Annotated in this window: 13 protein-coding genes; 7 read left to right on the forward strand and 6 right to left on the reverse strand. The window is 64.0% G+C overall.

The window, feature by feature from the left end; genetic code table 11:
• Positions 1-88 precede the first annotated feature (88 nt).
• Complete coding sequence (locus BO1_RS24900) at positions 89-679, forward strand: flavin reductase family protein (protein ID WP_028219867.1); 591 nt, start codon at positions 89-91, stop codon at positions 677-679.
• 3,718 nt (positions 680-4,397) lie between these two features.
• Here the strand turns inward: BO1_RS24900 and BO1_RS24905 are convergent.
• Positions 4,398-5,399: a ParB/RepB/Spo0J family partition protein gene (locus BO1_RS24905; protein ID WP_028219868.1), complete on the reverse strand. Its 1,002-nt coding sequence runs from the start codon at positions 5,397-5,399 to the stop codon at positions 4,398-4,400.
• Positions 5,396-6,604 carry an AAA family ATPase gene (locus BO1_RS24910; RefSeq protein ID WP_028219869.1) on the reverse strand — a complete coding sequence of 403 codons (1,209 nt, stop codon included), beginning with the start codon at positions 6,602-6,604 and terminating at the stop codon, positions 5,396-5,398. Before BO1_RS24910 ends, BO1_RS24905 begins: the two co-directional genes overlap by 4 nt.
• A 1,346-nt stretch (positions 6,605-7,950) precedes the next feature.
• Between BO1_RS24910 and BO1_RS24915 the strand changes: the two genes are divergently transcribed.
• Positions 7,951-9,330 (forward strand): replication initiation protein, encoded by a 1,380-nt coding sequence (locus BO1_RS24915; RefSeq protein WP_028219870.1) that lies wholly within the window; start codon positions 7,951-7,953, stop codon positions 9,328-9,330.
• Positions 9,331-9,549: 219 nt separating this feature from the next.
• Here BO1_RS24915 and BO1_RS24920 read toward each other — a convergent pair whose 3' ends face one another.
• Positions 9,550-10,014 (reverse strand): SET domain-containing protein, encoded by a 465-nt coding sequence (locus tag BO1_RS24920; protein WP_028219871.1) that lies wholly within the window; start codon positions 10,012-10,014, stop codon positions 9,550-9,552.
• A 268-nt stretch (positions 10,015-10,282) separates the two neighbouring features.
• Between BO1_RS24920 and BO1_RS24925 the strand changes: the two genes are divergently transcribed.
• The 5 genes from BO1_RS24925 (at position 10,283) to BO1_RS52670 (ending at position 14,440) form a co-directional block, all read left to right on the forward strand.
• Positions 10,283-10,468 carry a hypothetical protein gene (locus BO1_RS24925; protein WP_028219872.1) on the forward strand — a complete coding sequence of 62 codons (186 nt, stop codon included), beginning with the start codon at positions 10,283-10,285 and terminating at the stop codon, positions 10,466-10,468.
• Between the two features lie 43 nt (positions 10,469-10,511).
• Positions 10,512-11,033, forward strand: a complete 522-nt coding sequence (locus BO1_RS24930; protein ID WP_052409595.1) for a pyridoxamine 5'-phosphate oxidase family protein — start codon at positions 10,512-10,514, stop codon at positions 11,031-11,033.
• Between the two features lie 546 nt (positions 11,034-11,579).
• Positions 11,580-12,368: an acetoacetate decarboxylase gene (locus tag BO1_RS24940; protein WP_028219874.1), complete on the forward strand. Its 789-nt coding sequence runs from the start codon at positions 11,580-11,582 to the stop codon at positions 12,366-12,368.
• Between the two features lie 28 nt (positions 12,369-12,396).
• Positions 12,397-13,179: a 3-hydroxybutyrate dehydrogenase gene (locus tag BO1_RS24945; protein WP_028219875.1), complete on the forward strand. Its 783-nt coding sequence runs from the start codon at positions 12,397-12,399 to the stop codon at positions 13,177-13,179.
• A gap of 16 nt (positions 13,180-13,195) precedes the next feature.
• Positions 13,196-14,440, forward strand: a complete 1,245-nt coding sequence (locus BO1_RS52670) for a DUF3734 domain-containing protein (protein WP_043286360.1) — start codon at positions 13,196-13,198, stop codon at positions 14,438-14,440.
• Positions 14,441-14,536: 96 nt separating this feature from the next.
• On the opposite strand, the gene BO1_RS24955 is transcribed toward BO1_RS52670, so the two are convergent.
• The 3 genes from BO1_RS24955 to BO1_RS24965 are packed head-to-tail and all read right to left on the reverse strand — an operon-like array spanning position 14,537 to position 20,442.
• Entirely contained in the window at positions 14,537-15,370 is an 834-nt protein-coding gene (locus tag BO1_RS24955) for a crotonase/enoyl-CoA hydratase family protein (protein ID WP_028219876.1), read from the reverse strand.
• A 36-nt stretch (positions 15,371-15,406) separates the two neighbouring features.
• Positions 15,407-18,712: an acetyl-CoA carboxylase family protein gene (locus BO1_RS24960; protein ID WP_028219877.1), complete on the reverse strand. Its 3,306-nt coding sequence runs from the start codon at positions 18,710-18,712 to the stop codon at positions 15,407-15,409.
• Positions 18,709-20,442 (reverse strand): AMP-binding protein, encoded by a 1,734-nt coding sequence (locus BO1_RS24965; protein ID WP_028219878.1) that lies wholly within the window; start codon positions 20,440-20,442, stop codon positions 18,709-18,711. Before BO1_RS24965 ends, BO1_RS24960 begins: the two co-directional genes overlap by 4 nt.
• Between the last annotated feature and the right edge of the window lie 256 nt (positions 20,443-20,698).

A 20,698-nucleotide genomic window follows, 5' to 3' on the forward strand; every position in this document is an offset into this window, starting at 1 on the left:
CATGCGCGGACGGCTGACGCTATCCGCAGATTTTTTCCATCTGATGTACAGTCCGTCGAACTTCGACACGACACGGACAGACCAGACGATGGAAACCCTCTCCCGCTTCAAACCCGTTGCGCTCGAACACGCGAGCCGCCTCGTCAATCATGGCCCGACGGTGCTCGTCACGAGCTCGGACGGCGCGCGTCACAATGTGATGGCCGCCGCGTGGTCGATGCCGGTGGAATTCACGCCGCCGCGCATCGCGATCGTCATCGACAAGAAAACCTTCACGCGCGAACTCATTCACGCGAGCGGGACGTTCGGCATTTGCGTGCCGGGTGCCGCGGCGATGGATCTGACCTATGCGGTCGGCAGCATCAGCGGACGCGAGGCGGACAAGTTCGAGCGCTTCGGTATCGAAGCCATCAAAGGTCCGGTGCTCGGCGTGCCGCTGCTCGAAGCGGGTTGCGCCGCGTGGATGGAATGCCGGCTCATTCCGGAACGGCACACCGAAGATGCCTATGACACGTGTTTCTGCGAAGTGGTCTCGGCGGCGGCGGATCCGCGCGTGTTCGATCGCGGGCATTGGGTCTTCGATGACAGCAACCGCGACCTGCATACGATCCATCATCTCGGCGCGGGGAATTTTGCTTTGGCCAGCGATGCGGTGAAGGCCCGGGAGCTTGCTGAATAAGATGCGCCGGCGGTGCCATGCACGGTTGGCGGAAGGGGCTTGTTTGCGGGTTGTGCGGGGGTGGACGTTCTATAAATTACAAAATACGTATTGATATATACGGACTAGGGGAAATTTCGCCTGTTTGGAGGGTAGGTGCAGCGTTTGTGCCTGTTTTAGGGTCCGAAAACGCATTTGCCCGTGGAACATTGGGGTTCCGGAGCGATTTCGATGCGGGCAAAGGCCGATGGCGTAAGGGTTCCAACGATTTCTTCGATTTTCACCGAATGTTTCACGGAACCCCGGATTTTGAGTGCCGTGGCGGGAATGCTTCGAGTCTGTGCGCTGGAATCGTAGCTCGGGTGGCTACAGTTCCAGCTACGGCTACGGCTACGGCTACGGCTACGGCTACGGCTACGGCTACGGCCATTCATTTTCCCACGGCAGCGGCGGGCTGCAGTTCTCCAACCTGAGGCGATGCGGTTTTATTGCCGTTCGTCGATGCGTCAGCGGCTGGGGGCTCGCGTCTATTCATGCTTCGTGAGGTACCTGCTCCGACCTCGGCGACTAGCCCGTGCCGCTCACACTATTGGGAATGTGTTTCCAGGCTACTTTGAGTTCTTTTGTTTGAGTTGACGGTTAGTTGCGTTATTGGATTTCATCCACGTGGACGGCATGTGCCTGGCGAGGCACAGTTCGCTTGATTCCACCTGCCTGATATTGGACTCCGCCCCGATGCGGCACCTCTGCCCTTCGCGCGCGAGCCCCCCCCCGCTGCGACTGGCATCTCAGCATCTCCCGTGGATGAGCGCCCGCATGACTCTGAAGGCGCGATGTGCCGGCGAGCGATCGACGTCGTCGCGCCAAGGGGATCAGACCAGATACCCGTGGCAATGTGGCTCTCGTGGCCATAGCCGCGGCTGAGTCACTGCGATCAAATATCGGGCGACGGCAGACGTAAGGCAGAGTGCGATCCTTCGAATCGAGGCTGTTCGATCGATGGGGTCTCGCTGTGCGCGACGTGCCAGATCTCAGCCGGGCGTCGGCTGTATTGCTTTCGGTAGCGGTCGGGACGCGGTATCGGGAAGCCCATGTGCTCCCAATCTCCTGGGCTGCGACACGCGGCTCATTGCATGGTGAGAACCAGCTCAACCTGAACTGTGTACGCGTACTGACAGAGTTGCCGATCATGACGAGCGCCCCCTCTTTCGCGTTGGCGCTAGGGTCGACTCACACGTTCGCGGTAAATCGCGACAAGGGGCTCGCTGTCTGAATTAGACAAGCGTCCTGTAGCTAGCTCAAAGACTGCGACTCCCATGGGAGCCACGCGTATTGCGCCCCGGTCCGGCTCGCATCGCGACTGACTGGAGACAATGCGTCGGGGACGAACGGCCATGCCGGCCGTGGCCGGAAGTCGATCACTGTACCGACCCGACGGCGTAACCCTACATGTCGCGCCGTCCCGCGACGTTACCCATCTGCAGCGCGCCGCCCTCCCCCAGCATCTAACGTGTTCACGTGCCGATCCGGGAACGTGTGGTCCGGGGCTCATTGCCTTCCTGCTTAACGCATTGTGTCGAGTCGACACACTTTGCGATGTGTCGGTCGAGTTGGCTCGGGCGGCACCCACTTCCCATGGCGATTCGTACTGCTGCCTTCATCCTGCGGCCTGGCCATAGAGCGTCGGCACTAGCCGTTAGGGGAAATTGGGCTGCCCGATCGGGTGGGTGCTTCATGGCCGCTCCGGAGTGTGTCGAGTCGACACACTGCGCGACGTGTCGGTCAAAATGCCCTGGCCAGCGTCCACATCCCAAGAGCATCCACGCCGCCGCCTTCCTCCCAGAGCGAAGCCATTGTGCGGAGTCACTGGCCGGCGGGAGAAATTGGGCGACCCGATCGGGCGTGCGCTCCGCGGCTGCCCCGTCGTGTGTCGAGTCGACACACTCCGCGGCGTGTCGGCTGAAGTGACTTGGCCACCATCCACGTCCCAAGGATATCCGCGATGCAGCCCTCCCCCGCTGGCCAAGCCCTAGCGGGAAGCCACTGGCCGGCGGGAGAAATTGGGCAATCCGATCGGGCGTGCGCTCCGCGGCTGCCCCACCGTGTGTGTCGAGTCGACACACGCTCACTGTGAGGAAGATTCAGATAGTCGAACTGCACGCGAGCCATGTTCCGATCTCGCTGCATGGCCCCCAATCGCTGTCCGGGACAATGAAGGCATCCGCTTGCCCGCGGGCCCGATTGCTTGATCGTCTTGTGGCGGTGTGTCGAGTCGACACAGATCTTGCATGTTCGGAGTAGCCGATTCTCCTGGTAGATATGTGGTCACATGGCATGGAGAGAGTTGGAGATCCTTGCGGGCTTCGTTTAGCCTGCCCCCGCGAGAAGAGGCAATTGTCACGGCTTGACTGCTCGCTGTGTCGAGTCGACACACACGTGCCTGCTTCAGATTGAACGGCCGACGTCAGCATCTTGTGGTCGCCTCGACGCAGCGGCTGGCTTCCCCCGAGTATCAGATGCTGGAGTAGCACGTCGGATTTGAATCTCTACTCGTGGACGCGCTACCGTCGTTGCTGTGCTCCACGTGTCGCCGACCGTACGGTGGACCGTCTGCCTCGAACTCCGTATGAACGGTGTGTCGAGTCGACACATGTCTGTGCTTACGCCGGATCGCACGCCCGCCTCGCGACTCTGGTGTGTCGACTCGACACACCGTTCATTACCCGCGTCAGGTATCCGATGGTTGAGTCACACGTCGGATTTGGTTAGACACCACCTTCTAACCCGTTGCCCTCGTTACCGAGTTCCATGGGGTCGGCAATTGTGCTGCAGTGCGGTTGCCTGAAACGCCACATCAGCAATGTGTCGACTCGACACACGTCTCAGTTCACACCACACTCAACGGCCACCCATCGAACCTGATGTGTCGAGTCGACACACCCGATACCTTCCCCGGGCGAACCGTTCGACGCTCAAGTAACACGAGAGGATTCGAACCACAAAGGGGCGAGCTATTATCTGTCCCGCCCGGCGGCGCGTCTCATCCGCTACAAGATTGAGGCGCGCTTTAACCGTCGCGCGAAAGTTGTGTCGAGTCGACACAACCAGTCCCGGGAGAACCCAACGGCACACGGTGCCCGTACACAGCCTCCGGCCCAGCCTTGCTTGAACCGCTACCAAGCCCGTGTGTCGACTCGACACATCCATACCGTGCGCCGTACGACCAACACACAGCGCTGATAAAACCTGGCCACGGCTCCGCTCGCTGACGCCGGCACCACGCGCTGCCGCGCCTGAGCCGCTACCCAATCTATGTGTCGACTCGACACACATTCCTGCAGACACCGGATTGGCGGCACAACTCCAGGGATTGCTGTGTCGACTCGACACAGCACTCAATCGCCCACCGCTCCACTCCACCAGCCCCTAACTCCCTCTCCCGTGTGTCGACTCGACACAGCACGCAATCGTCCACCGCCCCACTCCGCCAGTTCCCAACTCTCCTACCCTCCCGTGTGTCGACTCGACACACGCTCCCGTAGACACCCGATTGGCAGCGCAACTCCAGGCCACGACGTGTCGACTCGACACAGCACTCAATCGCCCACCGCCTCCACTCCACCAGCCTCCCAACCACCCCGCCCTCCCGTGTGTCGACTCGACACACGCGAAATCTCGTGACGAAAAAAAGCCCGCATACGCGGGCTCTCGACAACCACCTGACAACCTGACCTCATTCTCAACCAGGCTTCACATTGAACAACTGGCTGATGAGTTCACGAATCTGCGTCTCCTGCGCATCCGAAAGCACGCCAGTCTTCAGCTTCACGGTGAAGCTATTCGTATCCTTCGTGATGCTGCCCGCGTGGCTCTTGCCCGAGAAAATCTTCTCGATGCTGCGCTCCGAAACGCTCTGCTCGCTGTCGCCGCGGTCCGACTGCGCGCCAATCGCCGCAGCCAGTTTCCCCTGATCCAGCGTTCCGGCCACCACTGCCGGCCAAAGCTCGCGCGCCGCCTTCAGTCCTTGCGCACCATGCTTCTTGATCGCCGAAACGATCTCGTCCGCCGCCGATCCGCCCAGCAGCCGGGGATTCAGATCGAGGTCGCGACGGATAAAGTCGGGCAGTTTCTCGAACGCGAGAAAGCGATACAAGCCCTTGCGCGACATGCCCAGCGCCTCCGCCATACGCGTGCGCGTCGGAAACTCCCGCTCCGCGCGGCGCAGCGACTGGCCAATTTCGTAGTCGGTCAGATCCTCGCGCCCGACGTTCTCGACCAGCGCGAGCACGGCCATATCCTGATCGGAACAGTCGATCACCGAGGCCCGAATCTCTTCCTCATGCAGCAGGACGTGCGCACGCAGGCGTCGTTCGCCGGCAATCAACTGGTAGCCGCTGTCGGCGCGCCGCACGACGACGGGCTCCACCAGCCCCACTTCACGAATCGATTCGGCCAGCGACGCCAGACCTTCGTCGCTGAAGATCTTGCGCGGCTGCCAGGGGTTCGGTTGAATCGCGCTTACCGGAAGCATGAGCTTGTCGCTCGTGTTCTCGAGCTCCTGGATACGCTGCTGCGCCACGGCCAGCGCGCCCAGCATTCCGGGGCCGGTCTTGAACGCGCTGCTGCGGCGAGGTTCCGCCGCCACGGGCGCGGGCCGTTCAGTCCGCTCGGTCGTCTGACGCTCCGAAGCCGAACCGAGCTCGGCGGTCTTGGCCGCCATCTTGTCGCGAAATGAGCTCATTTCCCGGCCCTCCATTGCTCAACATAAAGGTCATCGATCCAGCGCACGTAATCCGTCAGCGGCTGTCGGACACGCGCCACTGTCTTGTCGGCGAGGTCGCCCTTGCTGATATCGAACACGGTGGCCATCGCCAGCGCGCCGTTGCTCATCGCGGAGCTCGCCGGCACTTCCACGGCGCTGACCCAATCCTTGTAGGTGCGCTGCACCCACGATCGAACGACCGGCGCCGACGACGTCTTGCCGTAGTCCACCTTCGACAGCAGCACTGAGACGAAGTCGTAGGTCTTTTCGTCGCCGCGTTCCATGATCGTATGGGCGAGATCGGAAAACAGACTCCAGAACGAAACCGAGCTGATGAAGTCGAGGCTCTCTGGAACCAGCGGCATGACCATCGCGTCGGCGGCCATCAGGGCGTTGATCGTGAGGTACGACAGCGACGGCGCGGTATCGAGAATGATGTAGTCGTAGTGCTGGCGCAGCGTCTGCACGCCCTGGCGCAGCAAGTCCCAGAACTTGAAGCCCGGATTCTTGATGACGGTGCCGGGAATATGAAATTCCGCCGAGAACAGCGTGGGGTGTGCCGGAATGACATCGAGCCCATCCCAATAGGTCGGTTGCACGAAATTCAGCAGCCCGCCTTCCATTTGCGGATCGTAAATGAACGGCAGGACCGTGCTGTCCTCGGTCACTTCCTTTTCCGCGTAGAGACCGCACAGCTCGGTGAGCGATGCCTGCGGGTCGAGGTCGATGAGCAGCACGCGGCGGCCGCGCAGCGTCAGACCTTGCGCGAGGCACATCGTCGTGGTGGTCTTGGTCGAGCCGCCCTTGAAGTTGGCGACGAGAATCACCTTGCCGTCGGCGTCGCGCACGCCCGTATGGAGCGGCGTCTGATAAATATCCGAAACCTGCTGGACCCAGGTGCGCGCTTCAGGCAAGGTAAACACCCGGCTACGCCCCGAACCCTGCGCCTCGCCTTGCGGCAAGCCCTCGCGGGTGGCGAGCAGATTGTTGAGCTTGATGCGGTCGATGCCGCACAGCTCGGCGACTTGCGCGGACGTGAATGTGGGCGCCATCTTCCGCGGCTTGGGCGCCAGCATCATTTCCCGAAGTTCTTCTGACAGATGACCGGCTTCTTCTGCAAACTGCGTAACCGCTGAAAGGTCCACGCGCCGGTCAATCGATGGAAATTCGATAGTTTTTGCCATTAATACGCTTTTTATCGGAATTTGGACAAAGCGTAGAATACAGGAAAAGCGTATCGAAACACACTCATTGAGGACGATTTTTTAAAAAATCGACCTTTTTATTTGCGCTATAACGGGCTCGGAGCGTTCGGTCCACCCTCAGGCCTTCACCCATGTGCCAAGCCGCCTATGAGGCGATTAAGGCCGTCTCCGTCGATCTGCTTATTTTTTAGGCAATTTGACCCTGGAATCTTCTGCCACGCCTCCATGCGTTGCCTTTCATTCCGGCTTCACGACCTCACGCGACAATCCAGGCGCGCTAGTGGGACCCGCGAAGGTCACGATTTTTGTGCACTTTCGCTAATCCACGAAATGATGCAATCGATGCCAGGTTCGGCGGTAACGGAATTTGTGCACCCGCGCGTGCTTTAACGACTCTGGCGCCGGCAATCGGCACAAAAACCGTTACCTGCTCCGGGCCGCAGTGAACGGAGAAATGCCAAACCGCGGAATTGCACAAAAAACGTGACCATCGCCGAGCGTTTCCAGGGCAGCCGCCTCTGGCGCGGCGCCTCGAAACTGTGAAAGTGATGTCCTTGAGCAGGTTCAGCACGGACAAGCACATAGAACCGCGCACAAAAACCGTTACCGTTTGCTGCTTCGAAGCCTCTCACCACGTCCGGGCGCATCCCCGACTGCCTCTGCACATAAAACGTTACCCCAGGGAATACCCGGCCGTGCTGCACAAAAAACGCTACCTTCAACTCGAAGACGTCGGCACGCACAAAAACCGTTACCAGGCAGCGCTGAAGGCACGAGAAATTTGTCCTCGTGAACGCAGGTTCGGCGCGCCACACACAAACCGTTACCTTAGTGGCGACCGTTCGCACATAAAACGTTGCTTCTGGCGACCCATGAGTGCCTGGAGAAGAGCCAATGACGACGCGAAACCCGTGCGATCGCCACGTCAATCCCCCGTCTACACGGCTTTCCATGCACTTCGCAGTGAGAACTTCACCTGCACGCCCCTAGCCGATTTGCATGATTTTTCGCGCGAAGCGTCTTTGTTGCTCGCGGTTGGTTTGTTTACTTAAACATAAAAAAACCCACAAACCCACTAACGCACGCTTCCAGATCCTTTGTGTTCAAGGACTTGGCCTCGAAAAGCACCGGTCTATGTGCAAGAGGCATCGGTTTATGTGCGAAGAGGTGCCGATTTTTGTGCTGGCAATGGAGAGGTCTATGTGCAGTTCGGCACGTTTTTTGTGCGCACCCTTCAAGGTTCGCCGTTCGAGGTAACGTTTATTGTGTTGACTTGTGTTAGCGGAGTGATAGAGTCGCGGCCAATATCGACGGAGAGCATGCGAATGTCGGAGGACAACGGACGCAGGACGACCACCCAGCAGATGTCGCTCGGGTTGTTTGAGGAGATGTCCGGCCAGCCCATCAGCGAGAGCACGAGAGAGATCGGCTTTCAGCGCAACAACGTTTTCGTGGCGATCAATGGCCTTGGCCTGTCGTCGCGGCGCTTTATCGACGCCGCCTACTTCATCGCCGCCCAGGAACCGTTGCCGCGCGAGATCTACGACGTCGACCTGAACTACTTCAAGTGGCTCATGCGCTACGAGAGCCGCAACGTGCGCCATCTGCAGAGCGTGATCAAGGAGGCGCAGCGGGTGCTCATCGAGGTGACGGACACGCCACCCGACCGCGCGCCCAGTGAAGAGGACCAGTGGATTTCCGAGCAACTGATGGGCAGCGTCAAGATCGGCAAGGGGCGCATCCAGTTTCGCATCCCGCCGCTGATGCTGCGCCACATCACCGGCCCGGACAAGCACCACTGGCTCAACCTGTGCATCACCGCCGCCTTCTCGCAGACTTTCGCGCGAGCGATCTACGACTACGTGCTGCCCTACGTGAGCGCTGGCTTCACCGGGTGGATCGAGCTCGACGTCATGCGCCGCTGGCCCGGCAAGCTCGGTTCGAGCGCCTCGGAGTTCAAGCATTTCCGGCCGAAGTATCTCGACCCGGCCGTGCGCCAGATCAACGAGCTCTCCGACATCGACTTGAGCTACGAGACGCGGGCCGATTCCGAAACCTCGCGCAAGATCAACAAGATCCGCTTTCGCCTGAAGCGCAAGGATACGGTTGCCGCCATGCTCAGCCGGCAGCCCGACGCTCACGACCTGCTGCTCACGCTCAAGGAAGAGTTCGGCCTGAGCAACAAGCAGTTCGACGTGATCGCCGAGCATCGCATGAGCTGGACCGACGAGCGGATCCAGCAGGCCATCGAGTACACGCGCTTTCGCCTTGATCAAGGCAAGGTGACCAGGAGCCCGGCCGGCTATCTCATGAAGGCGCTGAGCCACAACTGGCAGGTGTCGGAGGCCGAGCGCAAGATGGTCGCGATCCAGACCGAACTGGCCGTCGCCGCGAGCGCCGAGGAAACGGCGAAGGCCGAGGCCGGCACTGCCGTGAAGCAGAGCATTGCCGCGCGCGACGAAGAGGCGCGCACGCGCCGCAACGACGAAGTCCTGCGTGGGCGCGAGCATTTCGAATCCGCAGACGAGAAGACCCGCAAGGAGCTCGTGCGCCTGTACATCGCCTCGCAGGCCGGCAAGCTCATGCTGCGCCGCCTGAAGCTCGAGGCCGGCGCGTTGTCGGACGCCAATATCCTCAGCCACTCCGATCTGTCGTGGTATTTCGGGCAGTTCGTGTACGGCAAGCTCAAGCAAAGCGCTGCGTGACCAATGTCTGGACGTTCGCGGGACCCGCGCACGCGGAAATGTTGACGCCGGATCAATGACTTAGGTGCTTCGTCCCAGGGAGTATCCACAAGCTTGTCCACGAAAACTGTGGATAACCTGCCTGCTTGATCCGGGTACGTTTTCCAATGTCGGGGCCGCAACCCCGCAGCCGCAAAACTAAATCGGAATCCTGATCAAATCGTGCGCCTGGCGCGCGCGTCACACCGCAAGCAAGAGCGCTTGCGCGGCCAGTTTGCCCAGCATCGTGCCGCGGCACAGCGGGGCGCCGCAGCGGCAGGCATAGTCGCGCTGTGCGTCGCTTTCCGCTTCCTGATCGATCTCGAGCGCGTAGTCGATGAAGAGTTCCTCGCCCGGCGCGATGTCGCGGATCGCCTCGATGAACACGCGCGCGCCGTCCTCGATCGCCTCGCAGTTCGCGGCGCACGCATGATTGAGCCAGCGGGCGCCATTGCCGCCGCGCCCGCCGTCGATCACGCGCCCGTCGGAGAGGCCGAACAGGAACGTATGGCCCGAGTCGTTGCGCCGCGCATTCCAGCGCGCCGCCTCGCGCCAGGTGGTCACCATCCCCTTGTATTCGAAGATGCGTTCCCCGGCGCGCAACGGAAGCAGCGCGAATACGCCTTTGCCATGCACCGGCGATTGCCGGACTGTCACACGTTTCATAGTCGTTGAAATGGCGCAGTGGGGGACGGGAAGACGCCGAGTATAAGCCTGAAAAATGTCGGCGAATACCGCAACGTGAGCGCTCGACACGAAGCGCATTGCAACCCGCTTGTGTCTTTGCGGCAAGCCGCTCGCGCGTGCTTCGTTGCAGCGCTGCCCCACCCTCCTTTTGCAAGCCCGGCTGTGCGATTCCTTCGTCGCTCGCGTTGCGGTAGATTGACGTGGCGCTTGCGCGCGTCACTTCAATCGCGCCCGGGAGGGCCGGAACATGAGTACTTATTTCACCGAAGCCGCCTCCGCCGAGGCGGTCAATGCACGCGTGGGCGAGCAGAGCGATCCGCGTCTGCGGGAGGTCATGGCCGCGCTCGTGCGCCATTTGCCTGCGTTCGTGCGCGCTACGAGCGCGTGGAAGGCGGCGAGACGCAATGGCGCTCGCAATTCGATTTCGTGCTGACGCCGCAATGATGGCGTGACGGCAGGTGCCCAAGGAGAACCCGATGCATCGAAGCGATACCCGCAACCCCGCGCAAGAGGGCAAGCCCCCAGGCGAGCAACATGACGCGTGCGCATTGCCACTGGCACTCGTGAGCGCGCTAGACGGCGAGCACCTCGAGGCGCATGCCGACGAGGCCATGCGTCTCTCGACCGTGAGCGCCGATGGCTGGCCGCACGGCGCGCAATTGAGCGTGGGCGAGGTCCTGGCGGCCGACGCGCAGACGTTGCTCGTGGCGATGTGGCCGCGCTCGAACACCGCGCAGAACATGCTGCGCGACGCACGCCTCACGCTGACGCTGGTACACGACGGCGCGGTGCTGGAGATACGCGCGCGTGCGAGCCTGGTCGCCGAGCATCAGACGGCGCTCGACCTCAGCGTGTTCCGTCTGCATATCGAGCGCGTGGACGTGCATCGCGCGAAGTATGCCGAGGTGCTGAGCGGCGTGACCTTCCGCCTCCACGAGCGCGAGAAGGTGCTCGCGCGCTGGCGCGAGCAGATTGCGATGTTGCGCAAGCATGTTTAGTGCGTCGATTGGTACACGAGTCTTCATCCGCTTTCGCAAGCGAAGCTTATTGCCCTGATGACACGCCTCGCTTGCAACAGATTGTTGTGCTTTTCGATTTCCTGATTTCCCTGATTCTGGAAATAAAGCATCGCGCTGGCGCAACGATTATGAATCTGGCGCTGAATCTTTAATCCGCCGAAAATCGACTCAGCGTTCGGCTATTCAAAGGTCAGCGTCGTGCAGGAATTTCAATTTATTCTCGTGGTCGCTCCGGTTTGTGGCTGGCGCAGCGCAGGCGCGCTGCCCGGTTCACACTGATACTGGGCCAGGCAGGGCGGGCTTCCCGCGTCAACGGGAGAGCAAGCAATAAATAAAGCCGAATGACGCAATAATGCAAAATTGTGATTTTTTGTAAATGTTATTAAGGGGCATGCAAATACTTTCAATCAGCCTTTTAATTGACGAAATCGCAACGGTGTTTATACGTATCGAATACCACCTAACGATTCAATCGCCTCTATGATTGTTCGCGACGTTTTACCGCAGCTCAGTCATGAGGACAGTATGGACCTGGAAAGAATCCGCCGCGAAGCGTTCGCGATGCCCGTTCACAATCCCGCCTATCCGCGGCCGCCGTTTCGCTTCGTCAAGCGCGAATACTTCATCATCTCCTATGAGACCGACCCCGATGCGCTGCGCGCCATCGTGCCGGAGCCGCTGAAGCCGGAAAATAATCTGGTCCACTACGAGTTCATCCGCATGCCGGACTCGTCGGGCTTCGGCGACTACACGGAGAGCGGCCAGGTGGTGACGGTGCGCGACCCGCAAGGCCGCCTCGCGAACTACACGCATGCCATGTATCTCGACGATGAAGGCCCCATCGCAGGCGGCCGCGAGATCTGGGGTTTTCCGAAGAAGCTCGCGCGTCCGGTGCTCACCGTGGACGGCAACGACACGCTGCTCGGCACGCTCGACTACGGCACGCAGCGCGTGGCCACCGGCACGATGGGCTACAAGCACCACGTGCTCAATAGCGAAGACGAGCGCCGCAAGCTCGCCGACACCCCCAACTATCTGCTCAAGGTGCTGCCGCACGTGGACGGCACGGCGCGCGTATGCGAGCTGGTGCGCTTCTACCTGCGCGATGTGACGGTGCATGGCGCATGGAGCGGTCCGGCCGCGATCGAGCTGCATCCGCATGCGCTCGCGCCCGTGGCGGATCTGCCGGTGCGTCGCGTGGTGGGCGCGCGTCATGTGATCGCCGACCTCACGCTCGATATCGGCGAAGTCGCTTTCGACTATCTCGCGCAAACCCCGGCTCGTCAGAGCGAAACCGAAGCAGAACTCGTCTGATCGTTGATTGATTAAATAAGGATTACTCATGTCTTTGAAGAACAAGGTGGCTGTGATTACCGGCGCCGCAAGCGGCATTGGCGAGCATTGCGCGCGCACGTTTGCGAGCCAGGGCGCGGCGGTCGTGATCGCCGACCTGAACCTCGCGAACGCGGGCAAGGTGGCCGACAGCATCGTGGCGGCGGGCGGCAAGGCGCTGGCCGTGGCCATGGACGTCACCAATGAGGAAGCCGTGAACGCGGGCATCGAAGAAGCCGTGAAGGTGTTCGGCGGCATCGACGTGCTGGTGTCGAACGCGGGCATCCAGATCATCAGCCCCGTGGACGAGTTCGCGTTCTCCGACTGGAAGAAGATGCTCGCGATCCATCTGGACGGCGCATTTCTGACCACCAAGGCCGTGCTCAAGCATATGTACAGCAGTGGCAAGGGCGGCTCGATCGTCTATATGGGCTCGGTGCACTCGCACGAGGCCTCGAAGCTCAAGGCCGCCTATGTGACCGCGAAGCACGGCCTGCTGGGTCTCGCGCGCGTGGTGGCGAAAGAGGGCGGGCCGCGCGGCGTGCGCGCGAACGTCGTGTGCCCGGGCTTCGTGCGCACGCCGCTCGTCGACAAGCAGATTCCCGAGCAGGCCAAGGCGCTGGGCATTTCGGAAGCGGACGTCGTCAAGAACGTGATGCTCAAGGACACGGTCGATGGCGAATTCACCTCGCTCGACGACGTCTCCAACACGGTCGCCTTCCTGGCGGGCTTCGAGTCCAACGCCTTGACGGGCCAGTCGGTGCTGGTCACGCACGGCTGGTCGATGCACTAAGGCGGGGGGAACACGTATGCGCAGCAGCAATACAGCCGCCCGCCATGCGCACAAGCCGTTCGAGCTGCCGCGCTACGATGAAATCGCGCTGGTCCTGCAGGGCGGCGGCGCGCTCGGGTCCTACCAGTCCGGCGTGTTCGAGGGGCTCGCGCAGGCCGGCGTCGAGCCGCACCGGATCGCGGGCGTGTCGATCGGCGCGCTCAATACGGCGATCATCGCGGGCAACGAGCCGGGGCAGCGCGTAGCGGCGCTGCGCGGCTTCTGGGAGTCGATCTGCCATCCGCTCGACTGGTTCGGCAATCTCGGCTCGCTCGCGTTGCCGCTCATCGGCCAGCACGACTTCGCGCGCCGCTGGGCCAGCATGTGGGCCGCGGGCCGCGCGCTCACCGAAGGGCAGCCCGGCTTCTTCGCGCCGCGCGTGCCGCTGCCGGTGGCGGGCTGGCACAAGACGCCGCCTAGCGCCGTGAGCTATTACGACACGGCCGCGTTGAAAGCGACCTTGCAGCGTTTCGCCGATTTCGACCGCATCAACGACGGCCCGATCCGCGTCTCGGTGGGCGCGGTGAACGTGCGCAGCGGCAATCTCGTCTATTTCGACAACACGAAGATGCGTCTCGAACCCGAGCACTTCATGGCGTCGGGCGCGTTGCCGCCGGGCTTTCCGGCGGTGGAGATCGACGGCGAGTACTACTGGGACGGCGGCCTCGTGTCGAACACGCCGCTCACGGAAGTGCTGCGCGATGCGGACCACAAGGACACGCTGGTGTTCCAGGTCGATCTATGGAGCGCGAGCGGCAACGCGCCCGCGGACTTCCTGGACGTGGCCGAGCGCGCCAAGGACATTCAGTATTCGAGCCGCACGCGCGCCATCACCAACATGCTGGCCGACCGGCAAAAGCATGCGCGCTTCATCAAGGCGCTACTGGAGCACGTGCCCGCCGAGACGCGCCGCAGCGACCCGCTCTTCAAGCTGGCCGAGCGCGTGGCCGACGGCTCTGCGATCAACGTGGTGCACCTGATCTACAAGAACAAGCCGTATGAAGGGCACTACAAGGATTATGAGTTCAGTGTCGACACGATGGAGGAGCACTGGGCGAGCGGGCTCGAAGACATCCGCGCGTCGTTTGCGCATCCGGAGTGGTTCGCGGTGCCGAGCCGCGAGCAGGGCTTCGTCACGCACGATATCCACCGGCCTGTGAACGCGTTGCCGGAGTCGGATCGCAGCGTGTTGCCCTCGAACGAAGAGGCGCAGGCGGCGTAAGGGCTCGCACCGTCGAGTGGCGGCGCGGGCGTTGTGCTCACGCAGGCCTTTGCAATGCGAGGGGCGAGCGGGGCACACGCCCCGCCCGCGATGGCCTCAGCTTTTCGCGCGCGCCGACGCAGGCACGAAGCGCGGCGCGCGCTTCTCGAGATTCGCCGCGACGGCTTCGCGCTGGTTCGCGCCGCCGATCAGCGCTTCCTGCTCCACGGATTCGGCGATCAACGTGGCCGCCGCGTCGCCGCGCGCGGCGACCTGGAGCAGACGCTTCGCGGCGCGAATCGCGTCGGGGCTTTTCTGCGCGATTTCGCGCGCGGTGGCGAGCGCGAGTGCGAGCGGATCGTCGGCCACGCGCGTCGCGAGCCCGAGCTCGACCGCTTCCGCGGCCGGGACGATGCGCGCGGTGTAGATCAATTCGCGCAAGCGGTCGTCGCGCACGAGGTCGCGCGTGAGCACCATGCCGCCCATGTCGGGCACGAGACCCCATTTCATTTCCATCACCGAAAGGCGCGTATCGGGGGCGACGTAGCGCAGGTCGGCGCCCAGCGCGAGCTGCAGCCCACCGCCGAAGGCCACGCCATGCAGCGCCGCGATCACGGGCACCGGCAACTCGCGCCATAGCGTGCAGATGAACTGGAATTCATTGCTGATACCGCGCGTGCGCTGCGCCAGCGGCTTCTCGCGGGCCGTTTGCGCGAGGGCGCCCATGCTCTCCAGATCGAGGCCCGCGCAGAATGCCTTGCCGTTGCCCGAGAGCACGACCGCGCGCAGATCGGCCTCGTTGGCGAGCCGCTCGCCCGCCGCGATCAGCGCGTCGAACATGGCGGGGCTCAGCGCGTTCATCTTGTCCGCGCGGTTCAGGCGCACGTCGGCGACACCATCCGCGATGGCGATTTCCACGAGTGCGCTGCTATCGGTAGGGCCTGCGTTCATGTCTGCTCCTGATTCAATCCAGTTGTACGGGGCGTGTCACCACGTATCGACGAAACGCCGCCGCGTGCTCGCGCCCTCTTGCGGCGCGTGGCCCTGGCTCGCATTGAGCCCGCGCATGAGCCAGCGGCGTGTCTCCGCCGGGTCGATCACGCCGTCGATTTCGAGGAAGCTTGCCATGTTGATGGCCTTGCCGTTGCGATACGCGTCCGCGACCATGCGCTCGAATAGCGCCTCGCGCTCGGCCGGATTCTCGATGGCGGCCAGTTCCTTCGCATAGCCGAGGCGCACGGCGCCTTCGAGGCCCATCGCGCCGAACTCGCCGCTTGGCCAGGCGATCGTGAAGAGCGGTGCGTGAAAGCTGCCCGCCGCCATCGCCTGCGCGCCGAGTCCGTAGCCCTTGCGCAGCACGACCGTGAAGAACGGCACGCGCAGGCTCGCGCCCGCGACGAACATGCGCGAAACGTGGCGCACGGTGGCCTGCTTTTCCGAATCGGGGCCCACCATGAAGCCCGGGGTATCGCACAGCGAGACGAGCGGAATGCCGAACGTGTCGCACAGCTGCATGAAGCGCGCGGCCTTGTCGCCGGCCTGGGCGTCGATGGCGCCGCCCAGATGCATCGGGTTATTGGCAAGCAATCCGAACGGTTTTCCCTCGATGCGCACGAACGCCGTGATGAGGCCGGGCGCGAACGCGCGGCGCAGTTCGAGCACCGAGCCGCTGTCGGCCAGCGAGGCAATCACCTGACGAATGTCGTACACGCGCAGACGATTCTCGGGGATGGCTGCGCGCAGGAGGCGCTGGTCGGCACAGGTCCAGTCGTTCAGCGGCCCCTGAAAATACGAGAGATATTGCTTCGCCACGCGCACGGCGTGCGCCTCGTCATCCACGAGCACGTCGATCACGCCATTGGGCGCCTGCACGCTCGCCGGACCCACTTCCTCGGGCGTGAACTTGCCGAGGCCGCCGCCTTCGATCATCGCCGGTCCCGCCATGCCGATGCTCGCGTTGCGCGTGGCGATGATGACGTCGCAGCAGCCGAGCAGTGCCGCGTTGCCCGCGAAGCAGCGGCCCGAGACCACGCCCACCAGCGGCACCTGGCCCGAGAGCCGCGCCATGCTCGCGAAGGTGCGGCAGTCGAGGCCGGCCACGCCCACGTGGTCGGTGTCGCCGGGGCGGCCGCCGCCGCCTTCCGCGAACAGCACGAGCGGCAGGCGCCATTGCTCGGCGAGCTGCAGCATGCGGTCGGTCTTCTTGTGACTCATCATGCCCTGCGTGCCCGCGAACACGGTGTAGTCATAGGCGATGGCCATGCAGCGCGCGGCCTGCGCGCCAAACTGCGCCGCGTTCACGGTGCCGAGGCCGGCGATCAGGCCATCGGCGGGGCTCTGCGCAATGAGATCGTCGAGCGGGCGCCGTCCGCGTTGCGCCGCGAGCGCGAGCGCGCCGTATTCGACGAAGCTCTCCGCGTCGAGCAAATCGTCGAGGTTCTCGCGCGCCGTGCGCTGGCCCGTCTTGCGGCGCCGCTCCACGGCGTGCGGGCGGCGCTCGTCGCGCGTGATCGCGTGGCGCTCGAAGACTTCGGCGAGATCGGCGCGAATGTGCGCGAGGTCGCGGCTCGCCTCCGTCTCGACCTGCGCCGCCGCGACTTCGGCGGGCTCGATGAAGACGAGCGGCGCGCCTTCGTAGACGGTGCCGCCCGGCTCGCTGGCGAGCGCGCGCACGATGCCGCTTTGCGCGGCCTGCACCACGAACTCCATCTTCATCGCTTCGAGCACGGCAATGGGCTGGCCGACGGCGACCGCGTCGCCCAACTGCACGTCGAGGCTCACGAGCACGCCCTGGCTGGGCGCCGTGAGCGGCACGCAGCCGGGCGGGGCGTCATGATGCGTCGTGCCTGCCGTGTGCGCCGGAACGGGCGGTGCGGCATCCGCGCTGAAGAACAGTTGCGGATGCGCGTCGTTCTGCGTTTCGACCAGCTCGCTGATATGACGCTCGATGAAGCGCGTATCGACTGCGTAGACCGGCAGCTCGGGGCGCTGCAACAGGTTCAGCAGGAAGCCGATATTGCTCGCCACGCCTTCGAGACGGAACTCGCACAGCCCCCTCGAAGCCCGCCGCAGCGCGCTCGCGAAATCGTCCGCGTGCGCGATGAGCTTGGCGATCAGCGAGTCGTAGCTCGGGCTCGTGGCGTAACCGGCGTAGCCATAGCCGTCCACGCGCAGGCCCGCGCCGCTCGGCGGCTCCCAGGCGCTCAGGACGCCGCCCGCCGCGTGCGCGCTGCCATCGGCCTGCATCGTCTCCAGATTGACGCGCGCCTGCACGGCGTAGCCGCGCGGGTGCGGCGGCTCCTGAAGCTTGAGCCCGGCGAGCGTCGCGCCCTGCGCGAGCGCGAGCTGCGTGCGCACCAGATCGACGCCCGTGACCGCCTCGGTCACGCAGTGCTCGACCTGCACGCGCGGGTTCGCCTCCATGAACACGAAGTCGCCGCGCACGGTATCGACGAGAAACTCGAACGTGCCGATGCCGCGATAGCTCACGGCGCGCGCGAGCGTGAGCGCGGCCTCGATGATCGCGCGGCGCAGCGCGGCGTCGAGGCCCGGCGCGGGCGCGATCTCGATCACCTTCTGGTGGCGCCGCTGCAGGCTGCAGTCGCGCTCCCACAGGTGGGTGACCTGCGCGCCGTCGCCGAGTATCTGCACCTCCACGTGGCGCGCGTGCTCGATCAGACGCTCCACATACAGCGCGCCGTTACCGAAGGCGGTGCGCGCCTCGGACTCGCAGCGCGCGAACGCTTCTTCGAGACTGGCGGTGTCGCGCACCGCGCGCATGCCGCGTCCGCCGCCGCCGGCGAGCGCCTTGACCATGATGGCGCCGTGAACGGCCAGAAACGCGCGCGCCTCATCGAGCGTGGTCGCGTGGTTCGTGCCCGCCGCAAGCGGCACGCCGCAGCGCGCGGCCAGCTCGCGCGCCCGGGCCTTGTCGCCGAAGATGCGCAGCACGTCGGGCGCGGGGCCGACGAAGCGCAGGCCCGCGTCCTCGCAACGCTGGGCGAAGTCGGCGCGCTCGCTCAGGAAGCCGTAGCCGGGATGCACGGCGTCGCAACCGTGCGCGCGGGCTGCGGCAATCAACGCGTCCATGTCGAGGTAGGCCGCCACGCCGCGCCCGGCGAGCGGCACGGCCAGATCGGCGCGGCGCACGTGCAGCGCGTGGGCGTCGTCTTCGGCGTAGACGGCCACGCTGCGCACGCCTGCCTCGGCGGCGGCGCGGGCGATGCGGATGGCGATCTCGCCACGGTTGGCGATCAGGAGCGTCCCGATCGGATTTACGGTGGATATCGTCACAACAGCTTGTCCAGTTCCTGTTTCCTGACCTTGCCGGTCGCGGTCATCGGCAATGCGTCGATCACGCGGATTTCCGGCACCTTGTAGACCGCCATCGACTCGCGGCACCAGGCGGCGAGCTCGTCCGCACGCGTGCCGCTGCCTGGCTTGAGCACGACGAAGGCCACCGGCTGCTGGCCGCGCGCCGCATCGGGGCGCCCGACCACGGCGCTGCCGAGAATCGCGGGATGCTGGCCGAGCAGCGCCTCGAGCTCGCTCGGAAAGACGCTCATGCCGTTCACCTTGAGCATCTCCTTGCGCCGGCCCAGATAGCGGATGAATCCTTCCTCGGTGATCACGGCGAGGTCGCCCGTATGGAGCCAGCCGTCGCGCAGCGCCTCGGCGCTCGCCTGCGCGCGCTGCCAGTAGCCCTTGAAGAGCGAGGGCGAGCGCACGCACAATTCGCCTTCCATGCCGGGCGGCAGCAGCGCGCCGCTCGCGAAGTCGCAGATCTTGAACTCGGTGCCCGGCACCGGCAGGCCCACGAAGGTGGGCTGCGCGCGCAGATCGCGGTCGTCGTCCTGCAGGCCGAGCGTGAAGGTATCGCACGTGTGCGTCTCGGTCATGCCGTAGCTGAACTCGTAGAGCGTGCAGCCCGTGAGTTCGCGCCAGCGGCGCCGGTATTCGCGCGTGAGCTTCTTGATGAACGAGATCGCGCCCACCTGGCGCAGCGACGCGTAGTCGAAGTCGTGCACGCGCGCATGGTCGAGCACCTCGGCGATGCTGTCGACGAGCATGCCGCAATGGCTGACGCGGTAGTGCTGCACCGCGCTCATCCAGGCGAGCGGGTCCCAGCGCGCGAGCAGCACGAGCGAGGCGCCCGCGAACACGGGAAAGAGCAGGCCGGCGTTCTCGCCCGCGATCCAGAATTCGGGCAGGAAGTTGAGGAACACCGCGTCCTCGCCCGCTTGCAGCGCCACCGGCATGAAGCTCGCGCAGGTGTAGAGCATGTCGCCGTGCGTGTGGATGCAGCCCTTGGGCAAGCCGGTCGTGCCGCCCGTGTAGTTGAGCGCGGCGACGTCGCCCAGTTGCGGCTCGTGAGCGGGCGCGGGGCCGCGTGTGGCAGCGAGCGCGGGCAGAAAGTCGATGGCGTTTGCGCTCGCCACTTTCGGTGCGAGCACGATATCGGGGAGCGGCACGGGCAGGGGGACGGTATCCGGCGACCGGTCGCCACGTATCTCGCCGCGGTGGCCGCTGCACATCTCGCCCACGCTCGTGGCGATCACCTCGCGCAACGCGCATTCGCTGCGGACCTGCTCGACGATGGGCAACAATTGATCGGCGCAGATCACGACTTGCGCGCCGCTGTCCTTGAGCTGATAGCCCAGCTCCAGCGCCTTCGAGAGCGGGCTCACGGGGGCATGCACGGCGCCGAGCTTGAGAATCCCGTAGAACGCCACGTGCATTTGCGGGCAGTTCGGCATGAAGACGGCCACGCGGTCGCCGGGCTTGACGCCCAGCTCCGCGAGCAGCGCGGCGCAGCGCTCGCTCAATGCGTCGAGTTCGCCATAGCTCAGCGTGCGGCCATAGAAGTGGAGGGCGGGGCGCTCGGGCGCGCGGCGCGCCCATTCGCGCAGATTCGCCGTCAAGGGCCGCTGCCCGAGCGGATACTGCGGCTCGCGCGGCGCGTGCGCGGGCCACGCCTGCGCCCAGAGACGCTGCAGGTTGTCCAGATACTCGCGTTCGTTCATCGGATGTCTCGCGGTTTCACCGGTGTGCAAAGGCTGCCCGGGCATCTTAAAGGGGCGCGCACGCGGGCTGGAACTGATGGTTTTTCATCGCAAACCATGAATAATGTGCATGATTGGGGTGGCGCGCCGGTTTGGCCGGATTTCGTTCCGCGTTTGCTCCGCCCGCCGGTGCGATGCCGTGCCTGTGTGCCTCTTTATGCAACCGGGCGGCGCGCAAGGACACCGGCGGCCCCACGAGACACGACCAGGTACGACC

The sequence above is a fragment of the Paraburkholderia oxyphila NBRC 105797 genome (genome assembly GCF_000685075.1).
In the GTDB taxonomy this organism is placed as follows: Bacteria; Pseudomonadota; Gammaproteobacteria; order Burkholderiales; family Burkholderiaceae; genus Paraburkholderia; species Paraburkholderia oxyphila.

What these genes read in the sequence shown, in the direction of transcription:
- BO1_RS24900 (WP_028219867.1), top strand. Translation starts at nt 89, where the DNA reads ATGGAAACCCTCTCCCGCTTCAAACCCGTTGCGCTCGAACACGCGAGC.
- BO1_RS24905 (WP_028219868.1), bottom strand. Translation starts at nt 5,399, where the DNA reads ATGAGCTCATTTCGCGACAAGATGGCGGCCAAGACCGCCGAGCTCGGT.
- BO1_RS24910 (WP_028219869.1), bottom strand. Translation starts at nt 6,604, where the DNA reads ATGGCAAAAACTATCGAATTTCCATCGATTGACCGGCGCGTGGACCTT.
- BO1_RS24915 (WP_028219870.1), top strand. Translation starts at nt 7,951, where the DNA reads ATGTCGGAGGACAACGGACGCAGGACGACCACCCAGCAGATGTCGCTC.
- BO1_RS24920 (WP_028219871.1), bottom strand. Translation starts at nt 10,014, where the DNA reads ATGAAACGTGTGACAGTCCGGCAATCGCCGGTGCATGGCAAAGGCGTA.
- BO1_RS24925 (WP_028219872.1), top strand. Translation starts at nt 10,283, where the DNA reads ATGAGTACTTATTTCACCGAAGCCGCCTCCGCCGAGGCGGTCAATGCA.
- BO1_RS24930 (WP_052409595.1), top strand. Translation starts at nt 10,512, where the DNA reads ATGCATCGAAGCGATACCCGCAACCCCGCGCAAGAGGGCAAGCCCCCA.
- BO1_RS24940 (WP_028219874.1), top strand. Translation starts at nt 11,580, where the DNA reads ATGGACCTGGAAAGAATCCGCCGCGAAGCGTTCGCGATGCCCGTTCAC.
- BO1_RS24945 (WP_028219875.1), top strand. Translation starts at nt 12,397, where the DNA reads ATGTCTTTGAAGAACAAGGTGGCTGTGATTACCGGCGCCGCAAGCGGC.
- BO1_RS52670 (WP_043286360.1), top strand. Translation starts at nt 13,196, where the DNA reads ATGCGCAGCAGCAATACAGCCGCCCGCCATGCGCACAAGCCGTTCGAG.
- BO1_RS24955 (WP_028219876.1), bottom strand. Translation starts at nt 15,370, where the DNA reads ATGAACGCAGGCCCTACCGATAGCAGCGCACTCGTGGAAATCGCCATC.
- BO1_RS24965 (WP_028219878.1), bottom strand. Translation starts at nt 20,442, where the DNA reads ATGAACGAACGCGAGTATCTGGACAACCTGCAGCGTCTCTGGGCGCAG.